This window comes from Nocardia sp. CA-145437 (assembly GCF_050956485.1).
Classification (GTDB): Bacteria; Actinomycetota; Actinomycetes; order Mycobacteriales; family Mycobacteriaceae; genus Nocardia.
On the sequence record NZ_CP191204.1, the window covers coordinates 3864117 to 3881886 of the forward strand.

Consider the following 17770-nt stretch of genomic DNA (forward strand, 5'->3'; position numbering starts at 1 on the left):
TCGAACTCCCGAGGATGTTGATGCGACTTCGACGACCGGCCGCCACCGCGCTGCTGCTGACCGTGCTGGGCGCATCGCTCGCCGCGTGCGGCGGCTCCGACGACGAATCGAAGGTCGCCCAGGCGCGGTCCTCGGCGTATGCGGCGTTGAGTTCGTCCTCGCAGGCCGCCGCCGCGCAGAGCAGCGCCAACCGGCCCGGGATCCCGAGCGCCGCGGAGCTGGACTCGCAGATCAAGCGGGCGCTGGACCCGAACCTGCCCGACAGCGAGCGCACCGCGCTGATCGAGGACGGCGAGGCGTTCAAGGACGCGATCCCCGACATGTACAAGGCGCTGGCCGACAATCCGCGCGCGGTGTACGGGGTCAAGGACCCGGTGTTCGACAACCATGACGGCACCCTGACCGCGACGCTGAGCCTGGACAAGGACGGCACCGGCACGAACGCGCGCACCACGGTCGTGCATTTCGTGGCCAAGGACGGGCATTGGAAGATCTCGCGCACCGATCTGTGCGGGATCCTGCGGTCGGCCGACTACAAGACCGCGGCCTGCGGCTGATGCTCGAGGCCGGATCCCTGCGGTGGGGGCGTCTGATCCACCGCTTCCGGTTCCTGGTGTTCGCCGTGTTCGGCCTGGCCGTGCTGGTGTCCGGGTTCTACGGGCGCGACCTGGGCGATCATCTGACCCAGGAGGGCTGGTTCGACGAATCCAGCCAGTCGGTGGCGGCGTCGAAACTGGCCGACTCCACCTTCGGCCGCGACACCGACGCCGACCTGATCGCGATCTACACCGCCCCGGCGGGGATGACCGTCGACGACGAGCCGGTGCGCTCGGCGGTGGCCGCGGAGTTGACGCGGTTGCGCACCGAGCACGCCGACCGCATCCTCAAGATCGACTCCTATTGGGACGGCGCGCTGATGGGACAGTTCGCCGACGCCTCACGCACCCACGCCTTCGCCAGTATCGGGTTGCGCGGTGACGGCGGCACCGACACCGTCGACAACTATCTGGCCCTCGAGAACGAATTCCATGCCGGGACAACCGGTTCCGGGCCGGGCGGCACCACGGTGCAGCTGGCCGGTCTGCAACCGGTGGTGGAGGGCATCAACACCGGCATGCAGCGCGATATCGAACGTGCGGAGCTGATCGCGCTGCCGCTGGTGGCGATCCTGCTGTATTTCGTGTTCGGCGGCGTGGTGGGGGCGCTGCTGCCGGTGCTGATCGGCGGCATGACGATCCTGGGCAGCCAGGGCATCATGCGGCTGCTCACCGATCATCTGCAGGTCAATGTGTTCGCCTCGGCGGTCGTGACACTGGTGAGCCTGGGCCTGGCCATCGACTACGGGTTGTTCGCGGTGACCCGGTTCCGCGAGGAGCTGGCGGCGGGACGCAGCGTGGAGGAGGCGACCGCGCGGACCATCGCCACGGCCGGGCGCACGGTGTTGTTCTCGGCGGCGATCATCGCGGTGAGCCTGGGCGCGTTGTTCATCTACCCGAACGGGGTGCTGCGATCGGTGCCGTTGGGCGGTATCTCCTCGGTGCTCTTGGCGGCGGTGCTGTCGGTGACGGCGCTGCCGGCGGTGTTGTCGATCGTGGGGCCGCGCATCGATCTGTGGGGCTGGCATCGGCTGGCCAGCATCCGCACCGCCGAGCAGATCGACCGCGGATTCTTCTCGCGGCTGGCGGTTTTCGCGATGCGCAAGCCGTGGCTGGTGATCGTGCCGGTGGTGTTGATGCTGCTGGCGTTGATCCTGCCGTTCCGCAATATCGAGTTCGGCGGGTTGAGTGAGCGGTATCTGGCCGCGGACAATCCGGCGCGGGTGGCGCAGCAGGACTTCGACCGGCTGTTCCCGCATTTCCGCACCGAGCCGCTGAAACTGGTGGTGGTGGGCGCGAATCCGCAGCAGCTGTCCGATCTCCGCTACGAGGCCAACCAGCTGGTCGGTCCGCGGATGACGGGTCCGTTCGACCCGGCCGCGCCGACCAAGGATCAGGTGACGGTGCTGGCCAGCGGCCTGTCCGACAAACGCGACGCCGACTCGGTGATCGCGGCACTGCGCTCGATCCCGGCGCCGGACGGCGTCGTGGTGATGGTGGCGGGCGTGCCCGCGCTGGAACGCGACAGCATCCAGGGGTTGATCAAGGGCCTGCCGCTGCTGGTGCTGATCCTGGTCGCCGCGGCCGTCGCGTTGATGTACGCGGCGTTCCGGTCACTGGTGCTGGCGATCAAGGCGGTGGTGATGAGCGCGCTCAGCCTGGGCGCGACCCTGGGCGTGCTGACCTGGATCTTCGTCGAGGGGCACGGGGCGGGACTGTTCGACTTCACCCCCGGCCCCCTGATGTTCGCGGTGCTGGTGCTGATCGTGACCGTGCTGTTCGGCCTGTCGACCGACTACGAGGTGTTCCTGCAATCGCGCATGGCCGAGGCACGCGCCGCCGGCGCGGATGCGCCCGAGGCGATCCGCTACGGCATCGCCCACACCGGGGGCGTGATCACCTCGGCGGCCGCGATCCTGATCGTGGTGACCGGTGCGTTCGGGTTCTCGGATCTGGTGCTGATGAAATACATTGCCTACGGCATGATCGCGGCATTGGTGTTGGACGCCACCGTGATTCGCATGCTGTTGACTCCTGCGGTGTTGAGGTTGGTCTGGCGATGAACGTGCTCAAGGGCGCGAACCTGCTGGTGATGTTCCTGCTGGAACTGGGAGTGCTCGCCGCGGGCGCGTGGTGGGGGTTCACCGTGTCCGCGCCACCGGCGGTGCGCATCGTGGCGGGGCTGGCGGTTCCGGCGGTGTTCATCGTGGTGTGGGCGCTGTTCGGCGCGGCCAAGGACGCACGGTTCCCGCAGACCGGGTGGCGGCGGATCGCCCTGGAAGTCGTGTGGTTCGGTGCGGCGGCGGTGCTGCTGGGCCTGGCGTGGACACCGGTGGCCGGGATCGTGTTCTTCGCGATCTGGCTGGCCAACGGCGTCCTGCGGCTGGTGTGGGGTCAGCAGCAGCTCTGACCCCGCCCTCGGGTGCTCAGCCCCGGACGGGCAGCACCAGTTGGGCGCCGGTGACCGGGTGGTCGAACACGTCGACCGGATGCTGGTAGACGCGGGTGAGCAGTTCGGCGGTGAGGATCTGCCGTGGCGGGCCGTCGGCGGCGATGCGACCGGCATCGAGCACGGCGACGCGGTCGGCGTAGGCGGCGGCGACACCGAGGTCGTGCAGCACGACCACGACCGCCGCGCCCGCGGTGGCCCGATCGCGGGCCAGGCGCAGGACCTGTTCCTGATGGCCGAGATCGAGTGCGGCGGTGGGTTCGTCGAGCAGCAGCGTCGCGGTGTCCTGGGCCAGGACGCGGGCCAGCGCGACGCGGGCGCGTTCACCGCCGGACAGCGCCGGGAACGGGCGCGCGGCGAAACGTTCGACGTCGGTGGCCGCCATGGCCGCGGCGATGGCCTGCTCGTCGTGCTCCTGACGCGCGGTCCGCGCCCACGGGGACCGACCCATGGCGACGACTTCGCGGGCACTGAACGGGAATCCGACGGTGTGCGACTGGGGCAGCACCGCGCGGCGGCGGGCCATGTCCAGATGCGTCCAGTGCGTGAGGGCGTGCCCGTCGAGTTCGACACTGCCGCCACTCAATTCGAGCTCCCCGGCCAGCGCGGCCAGCAGCGTCGACTTGCCCGCACCGTTCGGACCGACCAAAGCCACGATCTGCCCGGCGACGACATCGAAATCGATGCCGTCGAGCACGGTCCGGTCGCCGCGCTTGGCGCTGACCTGGCGGGCGCGCAGCGTCGCCGCACCCGGTTCGGGTGTCTCCGGCAGGGCGGGGGTGCGCCCGAAGATCGTGGTGAGCTCGCGTAGGCCGCTCATGCCCAGCCTCCCGATCGTGAGCGGGTGCGGCGCAGCAGCCAGAAGAAGAACGGCCCGCCGACCAGTGAGGTGATCATGCCCAGCGGCAGGTCCGCGTTGTGGACCAGGGCGCGGGCGCCGATGTCGGCGGCCACCAGCACGACCGCGCCGACGATGGCCGACAGCGGGATCAGCACCCGGTGGCCGGGCCCGACCAGCATGCGCACCAGGTGCGGCACGATCAACCCGACGAACAAGATGATGCCGGTGAACGCGACCCCGGCCGTCGCGAGCACCGCGACCACGACGATCACGTTGCGCCGCAACCGTTCCACGTCCACGCCCAGATGCCGGGCCGCGGACTCGCCCAGGGCGAGCAGGTCCAGGCGCGGAGCCATCCAGATCGCGGCGGCCAGGCCGAGCAGCGTCAGCGGCCACACCACGTTCACCGACTGCCAGGTGGCTCCGTTGAGGCTGCCCATCTGCCAGAACACGATCTGATCGCGCGCCGCGGGCGAAGCGGAGAACAGCAGGAACGAGATCAGGCCGCCGGCGAAGGCATTGATGGCGACACCGGTCAGCACCAGGGTCACCACTTCGGTGCGGCCGTTGGAGCGGGCCAGCAGATACACCAGCAGCGTCGTGGCCAGTCCGGCGGCGAACGCGCCCGCCGCGACCGACCAGGCGGCCACGAACGCGCCCCCGGCCACGATGACGGTGCCGGCGCCGACCGCGGCGCCGGCGGACACGCCGATCACGCCGGGTTCGGCGAGCGGATTGGCGAACACGCCCTGCAACAGGGCGCCGGCGGTGGCCAGGGCCGCGCCGACCAGCATGCCGAGCACGACACGCGGGAACCGCACCTCCCACAGGGTCACGTACCCGGCCGGGTGGGCGGGCATGGGACCCCAGTCCAGGCCGATGCGATGCAGGAATGCGCCCGCGACCTCGGCGGGGCTGGTCGGCACCTGGCCGATGGCCGCGGAGATCAGCGCCAGCACCACCAGCGCGGCCAGCGCACCGGCGAAGATCACCGTGTTGCGCGACCACGTGCGGCGAGCGCTGGGGAGCACCGCGGCCGTGGTCGCCGGCTCCTGCGCGGTCACCGGCTCCGGGTGAGGGCCGTGGTTGTCGGCCGCTCCGGGGCGCTCGCTCATGCGGCGGCGGGGCTGTAGACGGCCTTCACCAGGGCCGTCAGCACGCGGCCGGTGTTGGGGCCGAAGGACAGCAGGACGGCATCGGACATGTCGATGACGCGGCGGTCGCGCCCGGCGGGGGTCTGGGCGATGCCGGGGACCTTCTCGAGGCCGTCGACCCCACCGACCGACGCCAGACCGTCGCTCATCAGCAGCAGCGCGTCGGGGGCGGCGGCGATCATGGCCTCGCTGGTGATGGGCAGGAAGTCCTTGGTGATGCCCGACGCGGTTCCGGCGTCGACGCCGCCGATGGCGGTGATCAGCGAGTCGGCGCCAGAGCCGGGTCCGGCGATCATGGTGATGGCGGCGCTGCGCAGATACAGGAACGCGATCTTGGGTTTGGCGTCCTGGTGCGGCACCGAGGCGATGGCGGCGTCGATCTCGGTGCGGGTGCGCTGCCCCAGCGCCTTGCCCGCGTCGGGCACGCCGAGCGCGGCGCCGACGGCCTCGATCTGGGGGACGACTCCGGCGATGGTGCGTTCGGTGTCGAAGTAGACGACGGTGATGCCCAGGGCGCGCAGCTGGTCGCGCAGGGCGGGGGTGACGGTGGTGGTGTCGGTGAGGAACACCGTGGGGCGCAGTGCCGCAACGGCTTCCACGCTCAGGGTGCCGCTGCCCGAGGACACGGTGGGCAGCTCGCGCACGGCGGGGAACGCCGCGGAGTTGGAGCGCCCGATCAGTTTCGAGCGCAGTCCGAGGGCGACGACAGTCTGGGCGAGGGTGCCGTAGCGGTCGGCGGCGATGATGCGGGAGGTGTCGGTGACGGTGACCGGGGTGCCGTCGAAGGAGGTGACCGTGACCGGCAGCGTGGCAACCGGTTCGGGGCCCAGCGTGACGGGGTCGAGGTCGCCGATCTCGGCGGTGACCGGTCCGCGGCCGCCGGTGTTCGTGGTGCCCGAGCCGCAGGCGGTGACCCCGGCGACGAGACCGACACCGAGCAGCAGGATCACCAGCGTGCGGGCGGCGGTGTGGGCATTCACGAGACACCTCATGCAGGCAAGGCTAGCCTGGCTCATTCTGTGCGTGCGCTCACGTCTCCGAGGGCCGCGGCGATGGCGCGGGGAAGTTCGAGGGTCTCGGCGGCCAGGATGCCGGTGAGCTGCCCGATATCGCGGGCTCCGACCAGCATCGAGGCGACCGCGGGCTGATCGCGGATCCAGGCCAGCGCCACCGCCAGCGGCGAGGTCCCCAGCCCGTCGGCGGCGGTGACGACCGCGTCGACCACCCGCACCGCCCGGTCGTCGAGATGCGCGGTGATCTCGGCGGCGGTCGACTCGTCGGCGCCGCGCGAATCGGCGGGCACCCCGTCGCGGTATTTGCCGGTGAGGATCCCCCCGGCCAGCGGCGCGGTGGCGATGACGCCGATGCCGTGATGCTGTGCGGCGGGCACGAATTCGTGTTCCACGCCGCGCGCCAGCAACGAGTAGGGGGTCTTCGCGGCGGTCAGCGGCGCGGCGGCGGCGAGGGTGGCCAGCTGCCAGCCGTCGTAGCCGCGCGCTCCGGCGTAGCGCACGCGGCCCGAGCGCACCGCCCACGACAAGGTGTCGGCGATCTCCTCGAGCGGGGTGTGCGGATCCCAGGCGGCGACGGTCCACAGGTCGAGGTGGTCGGTGCCGAGCTGGGTGAGAGTGTGGTCGAGCTGGCGGCGCATGGTGCGCCGGGAAGCGTCCACGGTCCAGCGCACCGCGGCGGGCGCGTCGGCGGCGGCGTCGCTGAGTATCGGTGTGTACCCGGCACTTCCGGACAGCACCAGGTCCTCGCGGCCGACTTCGGCGATCAGCTCGCCGAGGATGTGCTGGGCGGCGCCGTCACCGTAGGCCGGGGAGGTGTCGACGAGATTGCCGCCGGCTTCGACGAACGCCAGCAGCTGGGCCGCGGCGTCCTCGGCGTCGGTCTCCCTGCCCCAGGTGTGGGTGGCCAGCCCGAGCCTCGACACCCGCAGTCCGCTGCGGCCGACCGTCCGTTGTTGCATCACCGCGCTTGCCCTTTCGTCACAGCCGTCAGCCTAGGCGCACCGGCGGCCCGCGCCCGGCTACGGCCCGCGCCGAGCGCGGCGAATTGCGGCGCGCGCGAGCCGGAACCCGATTTCACCCGGGGGTATCGGGCCCGCCATCACGGCCCGGTAGGGTCGCAGCGTTGCGGCGGGGCGCGAACGCCGCGCCGGTGACGGCCCGGGGCGTCGAAATGCTCACCGGGAGCTGATGATTCGGGACTGGAGGCTGCGTGGGCGAGTCGATGACGTGGGTGCAGGCGCTGGTGCTGGGCCTGGTGCAGGGGCTGACGGAATTTCTGCCGATCTCTTCTTCGGCGCATCTGCGGATCGTCTCGGCGGTGTTCTTCGGCGATGACGCGGGCGCGTCGTTCACCGCGGTCACCCAGCTGGGCACCGAAGCGGCGGTGCTGGTGTATTTCGCCAAGGACATCTGGCGGATCCTGGTGGCCTGGTGCACCACGGTGTGGATGAAGGTCGCTGGGCGCCAACGCGATTCGGTGCCGCTGCACGAGCGCGCCACCACCCAGCTGCCGGTGCTGACCGACGACGGCTCCTTCGCCTACGGCCCCGATCCCGACACCCAGCGCGAACTGGACTACCGCATCGGCTGGTATGTGATCATCGCCACCATCCCGATCGGGGTGCTGGGTCTGCTGTTCAAGGACCAGATCCGTACCGGCGCACGGAATCTGTGGCTGATCTCGATCATGCTGATCGTGTTCGCGCTGGTGATCGCGGCGGCGGAGTACTACTCGGGCAAGACCTACGGGCGGGCGCGCCGACCGATCGAACTGCTCACCACCCGCGACGGCCTGATCATGGGCCTGGCCCAGTGCCTGGCCCTCATCCCGGGCGTGTCGCGTTCGGGCGCGACGAGCTCGGCGGGCCTGTTCTGCGGTCTGACTCGTGAGGCGGCGGTGCGGTTCTCGTTCCTGCTGGCCATTCCCGCGGTGCTGGCCTCGGGCCTGTTCAGCCTCCCCGATGCCTTCGAACCCGCTGGTGAGGGCCTCAACGCGTCGGGCCCGCAGCTGCTGGTGGCCACGGTGCTGTCGTTCGCGGTCGGTTACGCGTCGGTGGCGTGGCTGTTGAAGTTCGTGGCGCGGCATTCGCTGGACTGGTTCGTGGGCTACCGCATCGTGCTGGGGTTGACGGTGATCGCGCTGCTCGCGACCGGCGTCGTGTCGGCCACCTAGTCGGTAGGCTGTCCCGGTGACGGTGATCCTGTTGCGGCACGGCGTGTCCACGTCGAACATTGCCCGCACCCTGGCCGGGCGCAGCGCCGGCGTCGATCTGACCGACCGTGGCCGTGAGCAGGCCGCGAGCCTGGTTCAGCGGCTGGGATCGCTGCCGATCGAGCACATCGTGTGCTCGCCGCTGCTGCGCTGCCAGCGCACCGTCGCCCCCCTCGCCGACAAGCTGGGCCTCGAGGCCGACCCGGATGAACGGCTGCTCGAGGTCGACTACGGCGACTGGACGGGCAAAGCCCTGGCCGACCTGGTCACCGAGCCGTTGTGGAAGGTGGTGCAGCGGCAGGCGTCGGCGGCGCGGTTCCCCTCGGGTGAGTCGCTGGCGGAGGTGCAGTTCCGTGCCGTGTCCGCTGTGCGCGAACGGGATCGGCAGTTCGCCGAGCGGCATGGTAGCGATGTGTTGTGGATTGCGTGCACGCACGGCGATGTCATCAAGTCGGTACTGGCCGACGCGTTCGGCCTTCACCTCGACGGCTTCCAGCGGATCGTGGTGGAACCGGCGTCGATCAGCGTCGTCCGCTACACCCCGAACGCCCCCTATGTGTGGCGGGTCAATGACACGGGTACCGATCTGTCCGGGTTGGCGGCGATTTCACCGCGAACAGGCGGCGAATCGCGCTCGGGGCCGGTTCCCGGCGGAGAAACGGGTACCACCGACAGTACGGATAATGGGGCTGGCGAACGCCCCGATTCATCAGTGTGAGTGAACCGAATGGAGGTGCAATGGGCCGGGCAATCCATATCTTCCGCACCCCCGATCGTTTCGTCGCCGGCACCGTCGGCGAGCCGGGCGACCGCGCGTTCTACCTGCAGGCGGTGCAGGAGCCGCGGGTGATCAGCGTGCTGCTCGAGAAGCAGCAGGTGAAGGTGCTGGCCGATCGGATGGGTCTGCTGCTCGACGAGGTGCAACGGCGCTTCGGGACCTCGGTGCCCCCGCAGGCCGCCGACGTGGCCGACACCGCGCCGCTGGTGACGCCGATCGACGCCGAATTCCGGGTCGGCACCATGGGTTTGGGCTGGGACGCCGACGCGGGCGCGGTGGTGGTGGAGCTGTTGGCGATCACCGAGACCGAGGTCGACGAATCGGTGGTTCTCGACGACACCGAGGAGGGGCCCGACGCGGTGCGGGTGTTCCTGACCCCGGTGCAGGCGCGGGAGTTCGCGTTGCGGTCGGCGCGGGTGATCGCGGCGGGCCGCCCGCCGTGCCCGCTGTGCGGGGAGCCGCTGTCCACGGCCGGGCACATGTGTGTGCGCACCAACGGCTACAAGCGCGGCGACATCTTCGGCGCCACCGAAGCCGACGACGACTCCGACGATTCCGAGGACTGATCCGGTGTCGGCCTCTGACAGCCCCGCGGCGGACCGGTCGTGGCTGACCGCCGAGTTGACGGTGATCGGTCAGGTCACCACCGCCAGCAACGTCACCCTGGTGTGCGAGGCGGGTGGCGGCGGGCAGCGGGTGGTGTACAAACCCGAGCGTGGGGAGCGGCCGTTGTGGGACTTCCCCGACGGCACCCTGGCCGGGCGGGAGGTGGCCTCGTATCTGGTGTCGCAGGCGCTGGGGTGGGGCGTGATCCCGGAAACGGTGTTACGGGAGGGGCCTTTCGGGCCCGGCATGGTGCAGCGCTGGATCGACACCGCCGAGGACGAGCCGAGCCCGGGTCTGGTGGATCTGTGCCCGGTGGGCGCGATCCCCGACGGGTATCGGGAGGTGTTGCGGGCGCTGGATCCGGGCGGGCATCCGGTGTCGCTGGTGCACGCCGACGACGCGCGGCTGCAGCGGATGGCGGTGCTCGATGTGCTGATCAACAATGCCGACCGCAAGGGCGGGCACGCCCTGTTGGGTCTGGATGGGCGCGTGTACGGGGTGGATCACGGGATCTGCCTGCATACCGAGCCGAAGTTGCGCACGGTGTTGTGGGGGTGGGCCGGTGAGCCGGTGGCCGACGAATTGCTCACCGACATCACGGTTTTGGTGAAGGCGCTGCCCGGGGAGCTGGGTGAGCGGCTGGCGGGGTTGATCACCGACGCCGAGATCGACGCGCTCGAGGCGCGGGGGCGGGCGTTGCTGGACGAGCCGGTGATGCCGTTGCCCGCCAGTCAGCGGCCGATTCCCTGGCCCGCGTTCTGACCCGCTGCGTCGCGGACCCTCCGGCGTTCTCGTCGCGCTGATTGCAATCATTGACACCGCCGGGTCGGCGACTAGGGTGCAGGTCGGCCCGGTCGGGCGCGTGTCGTGGGGCACACCGGCGCGGGGGCGGCGACGTCGCGGCCCGATCCCAGGGATAACCTCGAATCATGCAGTCCTGGTCCGATACCGCTGTCCCGACCGTCCCCGGATCCGGACCAGCGTTGCGTTTGTTCGACACCGCCGACAAGCAGGTCCGCCCGGTCACCCCCGGCGCGACCGCGACGATGTACGTCTGCGGCATCACCCCCTATGACGCCACCCACCTCGGCCACGCGGCCACCTACCTGACCTTCGACCTGGTCAACCGGTTGTGGCGCGACGCCGGCCACGAAGTGCACTACGTGCAGAACACCACCGATGTGGATGACCCGCTGTTCGAGCGGGCCGAACGCGACGGCATCGACTGGCGTGAGCTGGGCACCCGCGAGATCAACCTGTTCCGCGAGGACATGGCGGCGCTGCGGGTGATCCCGCCGCGCGACTACATCGGCGCGATCGAGTCGGTGCAGGAGGTCGTGGAGCTGGTCGACAAGCTGCTGGCCTCGGGCGCGGCGTACGTGGTCGACGACCCGCAGTATCCCGACATCTACTTCCGCCACGACGCGACCGAGCAGTTCGGCTACGAGTCGGGGTATGACCGCGAGACGATGGACCGGTTGTTCGCCGAGCGCGGCGGGGATCCGCAGCGGCCGGGCAAGCGCGATCCGATCGACGCGCTGCTGTGGCGGGCCGAGCGGCCGGGTGAGCCGTCGTGGCCGGCGCCGTTCGGGGCGGGCCGTCCGGGCTGGCACATCGAGTGTGCGGCGATCGCGGTCAACCGCCTCGGCAGCGAGTTCGATGTGCAGGGCGGCGGCAGCGACCTGATCTACCCGCACCACGAGTACTCCGCCGCGCACGCCGAGGCGCTGGTGAAGGGCCGTCGCTTCGCCCGGCATTACGTGCACGCGGGCCTGATCGGGCTCGACGGCGAGAAGATGTCGAAGTCGCGCGGCAATCTGGTGTTCGTGTCGAAGCTGCGCGCGGCGGGCACCGATCCGGGCGCGATCCGGCTGGGCGTGTTCTCCGGGCACTACCGCAGCGACCGCGAGTGGTCGGATGCGGTACTGGCCGAAGCGGTTTCGCGGCTGGAGCGGTGGCGTTCGGCGGTGGCGCTGGACTCGGCTCCGGATGCGACCGACACGGTGGCGCGGGTGCGTCGCCACCTGGCCGATGACCTGGACACTCCCAAGGCGCTGGCGGCGCTGGACGCGTGGGCGCAGCAGGCGCTGGCCTACGGCGGCCCCGACACGACGGCTCCGGCATTGATCACCGACACCGTCGACGCGCTGCTGGGTATCGCCTTGTAGCGGCGCTGCCGCGACCGACCGACGCGCGAGCCCGGATGTCCGGGCTCGCGCGTTCTTGTGTGCGGTGGGCGCGTTAATGAGTCGACCGGGCGGTGGTGGACGGCGCATCCTGGGGAGCGGTGTGTCGTCGGTCGTGAGGAGGGCTGTTCGGTGGGTGCGGCGGAGTCCGGTGCGGACGGGTTGGCGGTGGGTGCGGCGCGGTTCGCGCGGGCGACGGCCCGGCTCGACGAGTGCGCGGCGTTCTATCGGGAGATCGTCGGTCTGACACAGCTTTTCGCGTTCTCCGATCACGCGGGCTACAGCGGGTTCGTGTTCGGGTTGCCGGGCCCGCGCGCCCAGCTCGAGCTGGTGCGCCGTGACGACGCGCCCGCCCCGCCGCCGGTGGACCCCGAGGACGCGGTGGTGCTTTATCTGCGCGGCGGGTTCGAGGCGTTGCGCGAACGGCTGGCCGATCATGGTGTGGCCGAGGTGATTCCGGACAATCCGTATTGGGTGGCGGCGGGCGCGTTCGCGGTGCTGGACCCCGAGGGCTGGATGCTGATGGTGGTGCCGCCCGACTCCGATGCGGACGCGGTGCGGATCGAGGAGTTCACCGGTGATCGCGACGAGATCGCGTGGTCGTTCCGGATGGCCGAGGATTCCGAGCCGCTGCTGGCCGGGTATATCGGGCGCGGGCGGGTGTGGGTGGCGCGCGACGCGTCCGGGGAGGTGGTCGGTCATATCCAGGCGGCGCCGGAGGCGGACGAGTCGACGTGGGAGATCGTCAATACCGCGGTGGTGCGCCCGTTGCGCGGGGCCGGGGTGGGGCGGCGGCTGATCGACACGGTGGTGGCGGCCGCGACGGCGGCGGGAGTGCGGCGGCTGGAGGTGGCGACCGCGACCGCCGATGCCGGGAATCTGCGCTTCTACCAGCGGTGCGGCTTCCGGATGACGCGGATCGTGCCGGATGTGTTCACCGCGGCGGCCGGGTATTCGGACCTGGTGATGGTCGATGGGATCCGGATGTTGGATCAGGTCTGGTTCGCCCGCGAGTTGTGAACCGCATGGGGTCTGCTGAACCCCGCACGAGACAACTGGTCTTACCACTTGACCACCAGTCCTCGGCGGCGCACACTGATCGGCATGGCATGGACCCCCGTGGTGAAACGCTCCGTCGCCGGTGATGTGTTCGAACAGATCACCGCCGAAGTGCTCAGTGGCGAACTGGCGGCCGGCAGCACGCTGCCCAGCGAACGGCAGCTGGCCGAAGCGCTGGGCGTGTCACGACCGGCGGTGCGCGAAGCGCTGCAACGACTCTCGGCGGCCGGACTGGTCTCGGTGCGCCAGGGCGAGGCGACCACGGTCCTGGACTACCGGCGCAGCGCCGGACTCGAGGTGCTGCCCCGGCTGCTGCTGCGGGGCGCGACCATCGATGTGGCCGTGGCGCGCAGTGTGCTCGAGGCCCGCCTGCACAATGGGCCCAAGATCGCCGAGCTGGCGGCCGCGCGGGTGGGCGCGCGACCGGACCGCCGCGACGTCACCGAGGCGTTGCGCGCGCTGGACGCGACGACCGAGCGGCTGGCCGCATCCGCTGACCCGCTCGACCAGCAGCTCGTCGCGCTGGAGTTCTGGGATCACATCCTGGATCTGGCGGATTCGATCGCGTTCCGGCTCATGTATTCCATGCTGCGCGCGGCCTACGAGCCCGCGCTGGGGGCGCTGGCCCCGGTGATGTCGGCCGAGGTGGGCAATATCGACGCCTACCGCGATCTGGCCGCCGCCATCGGCGCGGGCGAGCCGCAGCGCGCCGCCGACCGGGCGCGCGCCCTGCTCACCCCCGCGACCACCACCCTGCTGCACGCTCTCGACCAGGCGTGACCCGAACACGAGGTATGACCATGACCGATCCCAAGACCACTGCCGGGCGCGCACTGCGCCGCGACCTCACCTTGTCGGCGGCGGCCCGCGAATTCGCCCGCCACCCCTCGCCGTGGATGATCGGGGTCACCCTGGTGGCCGCCCTGACGACGCGAATTCTGCTGGGCGGCTGGCACCTCGTCGACGCGATCATCCCGCTGGCGATCGTGGCGCTGTTCCCGGTGTACGAGTGGGTGATCCACGTGACGATCCTGCACTGGCGGCCGCGCGCGCTGGGCCGGCTCACCCTCGACAGCGAACTGGCCCGCGAACACCGCAAGCACCACGCCGATCCTCGCGCGATCCCGCTCATCTTCATCCCGACCCGTTCGCTCGCGGCGGTCATCGCCGCTGTCGTCGCGGTGGCCCTGCTGGTGTTCCCCCGGGTCGAGGCGGGTCTGACGTTCGTGCTCACCATCACCGTCGTCGGACTGATCTATGAGTGGACCCATTACCTCATCCACACCGACTACAAGCCCAAACACGCTGCCTACCGGTCGGTCTGGCGTCACCACCGCCATCACCACTACAAGAACGAGCACTACTGGTTCACCGTGACCACCGCCAACACCGCCGACCGCCTGTTCGGCACCGCCCCCGACCCGGCCACCGTCGCGACCTCACCCACCGCCCGCCATCTGCACGGCTACTGACGCGCGCACGGGCGGCGAACCACGAGCATCAGTCGTGGCGCCGCCCCCGATGGCCGGGCGGGACGGCACCCGAATTGTGAACCGGCATTCGCGCACGACATCTCGTGGGGTGCGAAGTTGCGCCGACTCTTCCCGTGGCAGGTGAACGGCCGATACCGTGAGGGCCGGATGGTGTGGACCCTCAGCGAGGAGGTGGGCCGTGAGTACGGTGCCGGGTTTCGATCGTGTGCGTGCGGTGCTGGAGCAGGGACTGGGGAAGGGCGCGTCGCTGCGCCGGCAGGTGCGTGCCGGGGGCCGGCTACTGGGCACGGTGCGCCGCGATCCGCGGATCGTGCGGGAGTTCATCGCCGGCGTGACCGGCCAGGGGGTGCCCGTGGAGGCCACGCCGGTCGAGCACACCCTGCCCGAGGGCCTGTCGGACTATCCGCGCACCGCGCACGCGCATCGCGATCTCGAGACCGGCGCGGCGGCGACGCTGGCGTATCTGGCGCAGTTGCAACGGCTTCCGGAGTGGGTGAGCTTCCACGCGGGCTGGCGTGGGCAGGCGCCGGGGTCGGCGGCCATGGGCGTGGAGTACACGCAGGTGGCCAAGTTCATGGGCATTCCGGCCGAGGTGCAGTGGCTGGTGACCGAGGTGAGCGACTCGCGGCTCGGGTTGCGCGGGCACGGCCCACAGGGTTTGGGCCTGGGTTTGTGGATCACGGTGGTGCCCAACGGTTCCGGGTCGAGCGTGTACATCGACGCGGGGTTGTCGGGGCAGCCGATCGAGGGCCCGCTCGGTGCCACGGTGGCCCGCGCGCTCGGTGACGCGTTGACCGATTCCCTGGCGCGGTTACCCGCGGTGCCGGCGGCGGCCGCGCCGGTGTCGGGGCGGGCGGAGCGGAAGGCGGTGCGGCACCGGGCTTCCGGGGTCGTATTGGCTCCGACGACGCCGGTGCTGGTGGGTGTGGGCCAGATCGTGCAGCGCACCCCCGACGCGTCCTGTGCCGATCCGTCGCAGTTGGCGGTGCGGGCGTTGCGGGCCGCGGCCGCCGACACCGGGGTCGGGGACGGGTTGCTGGCGCGCGCGGACGCGGTGTTCGCGGTGTCGCCGACGTCGTGGCAGTACCGGGATCTGGGGGCGCTGGTGGCGGCCGCGGTTGGCGCGGACGGGGTGGACACGGTGCAGTCGAGTCCGTTCGGTGGCGACGGCGGCCAGTTGGTGATCAACGAGGCGGCCGCGGCGATCGCGGCGGGCGACTACGACCTGGTGCTGGTGACCGGCGCGGAGGCCGGGGCGACACAGGCGGCGGCACAGCGGGCCGGGGTCGAGGTGGCGTGGCCGGTGCAGGACGTCTCGGTGTCCCCGACGCGGACGGTGGGGATCGACAAGGCGGCCAACAACGCCGCGGAGTCGGCGGCCGGGTTGCAGGCCCCGATCAATATGTACGCGCTGCTCGAGTCGGCCAACCGGCACCGGTTGGGTCGCACGCCCGCCGAGCACGCGGCCGCGGTGGCGGAGTTGTGGTCGCGCTTCTCGGCGGTGGCGGCGGCCAATCCGCAGGCGTGGCAGCCGCAGGAGTTCACCGCCACCGAGATCGCGGCGGTGACCGACGCCAATCGGATGATCTCGGCCCCGTACACGAAGCTCGAGTGCGCGAATCTGACGGTGGATATGGCCTCGGGCATCATCGTGGCCTCCGCCGCCGCGGCCGAGGCAGCGGGTATCCCGCAGGACAAGTGGGTGTTCCTGCACGCGGGCGCGTCGGGCACCGATGAGTGGTTCGTCAGCGAGCGTGCGGAATTGGCGGCGTCTCCGGCGATCGGGGCGCTGGGTGCGGCGGTATTCGAGCATGCCGGGATCACGGCCGACGATTTGGGCCCGGTGGACCTGTACGCGTGTTTCCCGGTGGCGGTGCAGATCGCGGCGCGCGAGCTGGGTTTGCCGGTCGACGACCCGAAGCGGCCGCTGTCGGTGACCGGTGGGCTGACCTTCGGGGGCGGTCCGGGCAACAATTACGGCGGGCACGCGGTGGCGTCGCTGGTGGGACGGTTGCGCGCCGAACCCGAATCCTTCGGTCTGGCCACGTCGCTGGGCTGGTATCTGACCAAGCACGCGATGGGCGTGTATTCGGCGACCCCGCCCGCACAGCCCTACCGGCATCTGACTCCGGTGATCGAGCATCCCCCGGCCCGCCCGGCCCGCACCGGTTATGACGGCGAGGCCGTGGTGGAGGCCTACACCCTGCCTTATGGTCGAGACGGTCTCCCCGAGGCCGCGATCGTGAGCCTGCTGACCCCCGCCGGTGATCGAGTGCTGGTGCGTTCCACCGATTCCGCGTTGGTGACCGCGTTGGCCGAGGACGACTGGCTGGGTCTGCCGGTGACCGTGGTCGGTGACACGATCACCCCGGTGGCCGCGCAGCGTCCCGAGTCGGGTTCAGCCGCTGAGGAATCGGGCGCTGAGCAGTCGAGCGCGGGGGAACCGGCCGCGGAGCCGGTGTCGAGTACCGCGGGTCTGGCGCGGGTGCCGTTGCCGCCTCCGCCGCCCGCGCCGGTGCTGATCGAGCGCCGCGGCCACATCATGATCATCACCATCAATCGCCCCCACGCCCGCAACGCGATCAATCTGGCCGCGGCGCTGGGTCTGGAGCGCGCGATCGACGCCTACGAAGCCGATCCGAACGCGCGGATCGCGATCCTGACCGGTGCGGGCGGCTATTTCAGTGCCGGCATGGATCTCAAGGCGGCCGCGCGCGGTGAGGTGCCGGTCACCGAGAAGCGCGGCATCCTGGGCATCGTGTCCCAACCGCCACGCAAGCCACTCATCGCCGCGGTGGAGGGCCCGGCGCTGGCGGGCGGCTGCGAACTGGCGTTGGCCGCCGATCTCATTGTCGCCGCGATTGATTCGACCTTCGGTATCCCGGAGGTCAAGCGTGGCCTGGTCGCCGTCGGCGGTGGCGTCCTGCGCCTGTCGCAGCGTCTGCCCCGCGCGATCGCGATGGAGTTGTCGTTGACCGGCGACCCGATCAGCGCGGCCCGGGCGGCGGAGATCGGGCTGATCAATCAGGTCACCGAACCGGGCAAGGCCCTCGACGCCGCGCTGGAGTTGGCGGCGCGAGTGGCGGTGAACGCGCCGTTGAGTATTGACGCGAGCAAGCAGATCATCGAGCAGGCCCCGGATTGGTCGGTCGCCGAGGCGTTCGGCAAGCAGGGGCAGGTCGCCGCGGCGGCACTGTCGTCGATGGACGCGGGTGAGGGGATGCGCGCGTTCGTGGAGAAGCGTCCCCCGGTCTGGCAGGGCCGCTGACCTCGAGCCCGGTGCGGGCGGTTCAGCGCACGGCGGTCAGTGACCGCCGTGCGGGTCGGATCCGCCCGCACCCCTGGGCATATCGCTCATCGGGGCGGGGCGAAGGCGGGGGTCT

Annotated in this window: 16 protein-coding genes; 12 read left to right on the forward strand and 4 right to left on the reverse strand. The window is 70.8% G+C overall.

The window, feature by feature from the left end; all coding sequences use genetic code 11:
* Positions 1 to 20 precede the first annotated feature (20 nt).
* From ACQPYY_RS18105 to ACQPYY_RS18115, 3 genes are read left to right on the forward strand one after another with little or no spacing between them, the layout of a single operon-like run.
* Positions 21 to 557, forward strand: a complete 537-nt coding sequence (locus ACQPYY_RS18105) for a hypothetical protein (protein WP_433590263.1) — start codon at positions 21 to 23, stop codon at positions 555 to 557.
* On the forward strand, positions 557 to 2659 hold the full coding sequence (locus ACQPYY_RS18110; RefSeq protein ID WP_433590264.1) for an MMPL family transporter: 2103 nt from the start codon (positions 557 to 559) through the stop codon (positions 2657 to 2659). Before ACQPYY_RS18105 ends, ACQPYY_RS18110 begins: the two co-directional genes overlap by 1 nt.
* Positions 2656 to 3006 carry a YrdB family protein gene (locus tag ACQPYY_RS18115; protein WP_433590265.1) on the forward strand — a complete coding sequence of 117 codons (351 nt, stop codon included), beginning with the start codon at positions 2656 to 2658 and terminating at the stop codon, positions 3004 to 3006. The genes ACQPYY_RS18110 and ACQPYY_RS18115 overlap by 4 nt, the downstream gene beginning before the upstream one ends.
* Before the next feature lie 16 nt (positions 3007 to 3022).
* Here the strand turns inward: ACQPYY_RS18115 and ACQPYY_RS18120 are convergent, their stop codons facing one another.
* The 4 genes from ACQPYY_RS18120 to ACQPYY_RS18135 are packed head-to-tail and all read right to left on the reverse strand — an operon-like array spanning position 3023 to position 7012.
* Complete coding sequence (locus ACQPYY_RS18120) at positions 3023 to 3865, reverse strand: heme ABC transporter ATP-binding protein (protein WP_433590266.1); 843 nt, start codon at positions 3863 to 3865, stop codon at positions 3023 to 3025.
* Complete coding sequence (locus ACQPYY_RS18125) at positions 3862 to 5001, reverse strand: FecCD family ABC transporter permease (protein ID WP_433590267.1); 1140 nt, start codon at positions 4999 to 5001, stop codon at positions 3862 to 3864. The genes ACQPYY_RS18120 and ACQPYY_RS18125 overlap by 4 nt, the downstream gene beginning before the upstream one ends.
* A complete protein-coding gene (locus tag ACQPYY_RS18130) occupies positions 4998 to 6032 on the reverse strand; it encodes a heme/hemin ABC transporter substrate-binding protein (RefSeq protein WP_433590268.1) in 1035 nt (344 codons plus the stop codon). The genes ACQPYY_RS18125 and ACQPYY_RS18130 overlap by 4 nt, the downstream gene beginning before the upstream one ends.
* 20 nt (positions 6033 to 6052) lie before the next feature.
* Positions 6053 to 7012, reverse strand: a complete 960-nt coding sequence (locus ACQPYY_RS18135) for an aldo/keto reductase (protein WP_357277124.1) — start codon at positions 7010 to 7012, stop codon at positions 6053 to 6055.
* A 263-nt stretch (positions 7013 to 7275) separates the two neighbouring features.
* On the opposite strand from ACQPYY_RS18135, the gene ACQPYY_RS18140 reads away from it, so the two are divergent.
* From ACQPYY_RS18140 to ACQPYY_RS18180, 9 genes are all read left to right on the forward strand, one after another.
* Positions 7276 to 8226 (forward strand): undecaprenyl-diphosphate phosphatase, encoded by a 951-nt coding sequence (locus tag ACQPYY_RS18140; RefSeq protein ID WP_433590269.1) that lies wholly within the window; start codon positions 7276 to 7278, stop codon positions 8224 to 8226.
* 16 nt (positions 8227 to 8242) lie between these two features.
* Positions 8243 to 8983 carry a histidine phosphatase family protein gene (locus tag ACQPYY_RS18145; RefSeq protein WP_379099800.1) on the forward strand — a complete coding sequence of 247 codons (741 nt, stop codon included), beginning with the start codon at positions 8243 to 8245 and terminating at the stop codon, positions 8981 to 8983.
* Between the two features lie 20 nt (positions 8984 to 9003).
* Positions 9004 to 9609: a DUF3090 domain-containing protein gene (locus tag ACQPYY_RS18150; protein ID WP_357098508.1), complete on the forward strand. Its 606-nt coding sequence runs from the start codon at positions 9004 to 9006 to the stop codon at positions 9607 to 9609.
* Between the two features lie 4 nt (positions 9610 to 9613).
* Complete coding sequence (locus ACQPYY_RS18155; protein WP_433590270.1) at positions 9614 to 10411, forward strand: SCO1664 family protein; 798 nt, start codon at positions 9614 to 9616, stop codon at positions 10409 to 10411.
* Positions 10412 to 10578: 167 nt separating this feature from the next.
* Positions 10579 to 11817 carry a cysteine--1-D-myo-inosityl 2-amino-2-deoxy-alpha-D-glucopyranoside ligase gene (gene mshC / locus ACQPYY_RS18160; protein WP_379099807.1) on the forward strand — a complete coding sequence of 413 codons (1239 nt, stop codon included), beginning with the start codon at positions 10579 to 10581 and terminating at the stop codon, positions 11815 to 11817.
* A gap of 150 nt (positions 11818 to 11967) precedes the next feature.
* Positions 11968 to 12855 carry a GNAT family N-acetyltransferase gene (locus ACQPYY_RS18165; RefSeq protein WP_433590271.1) on the forward strand — a complete coding sequence of 296 codons (888 nt, stop codon included), beginning with the start codon at positions 11968 to 11970 and terminating at the stop codon, positions 12853 to 12855.
* Between the two features lie 84 nt (positions 12856 to 12939).
* Positions 12940 to 13674: a FadR/GntR family transcriptional regulator gene (locus ACQPYY_RS18170; RefSeq protein WP_433590272.1), complete on the forward strand. Its 735-nt coding sequence runs from the start codon at positions 12940 to 12942 to the stop codon at positions 13672 to 13674.
* Between the two features lie 20 nt (positions 13675 to 13694).
* Positions 13695 to 14366 carry a sterol desaturase family protein gene (locus tag ACQPYY_RS18175; RefSeq protein ID WP_433590273.1) on the forward strand — a complete coding sequence of 224 codons (672 nt, stop codon included), beginning with the start codon at positions 13695 to 13697 and terminating at the stop codon, positions 14364 to 14366.
* Between the two features lie 199 nt (positions 14367 to 14565).
* On the forward strand, positions 14566 to 17655 hold the full coding sequence (locus ACQPYY_RS18180; protein WP_433590274.1) for a crotonase/enoyl-CoA hydratase family protein: 3090 nt from the start codon (positions 14566 to 14568) through the stop codon (positions 17653 to 17655).
* Positions 17656 to 17770: the final 115 nt, after the last annotated feature.

Excerpts from the sequence above, each read along its gene's own strand:
- ACQPYY_RS18105 (WP_433590263.1), top strand. The coding sequence starts at position 21 with ATGCGACTTCGACGACCGGCCGCCACCGCGCTGCTGCTGACCGTGCTG.
- ACQPYY_RS18110 (WP_433590264.1), top strand. The coding sequence starts at position 557 with ATGCTCGAGGCCGGATCCCTGCGGTGGGGGCGTCTGATCCACCGCTTC.
- ACQPYY_RS18115 (WP_433590265.1), top strand. The coding sequence starts at position 2,656 with ATGAACGTGCTCAAGGGCGCGAACCTGCTGGTGATGTTCCTGCTGGAA.
- ACQPYY_RS18120 (WP_433590266.1), bottom strand. The coding sequence starts at position 3,865 with ATGAGCGGCCTACGCGAGCTCACCACGATCTTCGGGCGCACCCCCGCC.
- ACQPYY_RS18125 (WP_433590267.1), bottom strand. The coding sequence starts at position 5,001 with ATGAGCGAGCGCCCCGGAGCGGCCGACAACCACGGCCCTCACCCGGAG.
- ACQPYY_RS18130 (WP_433590268.1), bottom strand. The coding sequence starts at position 6,032 with ATGAGGTGTCTCGTGAATGCCCACACCGCCGCCCGCACGCTGGTGATC.
- ACQPYY_RS18135 (WP_357277124.1), bottom strand. The coding sequence starts at position 7,012 with ATGCAACAACGGACGGTCGGCCGCAGCGGACTGCGGGTGTCGAGGCTC.
- ACQPYY_RS18140 (WP_433590269.1), top strand. The coding sequence starts at position 7,276 with ATGACGTGGGTGCAGGCGCTGGTGCTGGGCCTGGTGCAGGGGCTGACG.
- ACQPYY_RS18150 (WP_357098508.1), top strand. The coding sequence starts at position 9,004 with ATGGGCCGGGCAATCCATATCTTCCGCACCCCCGATCGTTTCGTCGCC.
- mshC (WP_379099807.1), top strand. The coding sequence starts at position 10,579 with ATGCAGTCCTGGTCCGATACCGCTGTCCCGACCGTCCCCGGATCCGGA.
- ACQPYY_RS18170 (WP_433590272.1), top strand. The coding sequence starts at position 12,940 with ATGGCATGGACCCCCGTGGTGAAACGCTCCGTCGCCGGTGATGTGTTC.
- ACQPYY_RS18175 (WP_433590273.1), top strand. The coding sequence starts at position 13,695 with ATGACCGATCCCAAGACCACTGCCGGGCGCGCACTGCGCCGCGACCTC.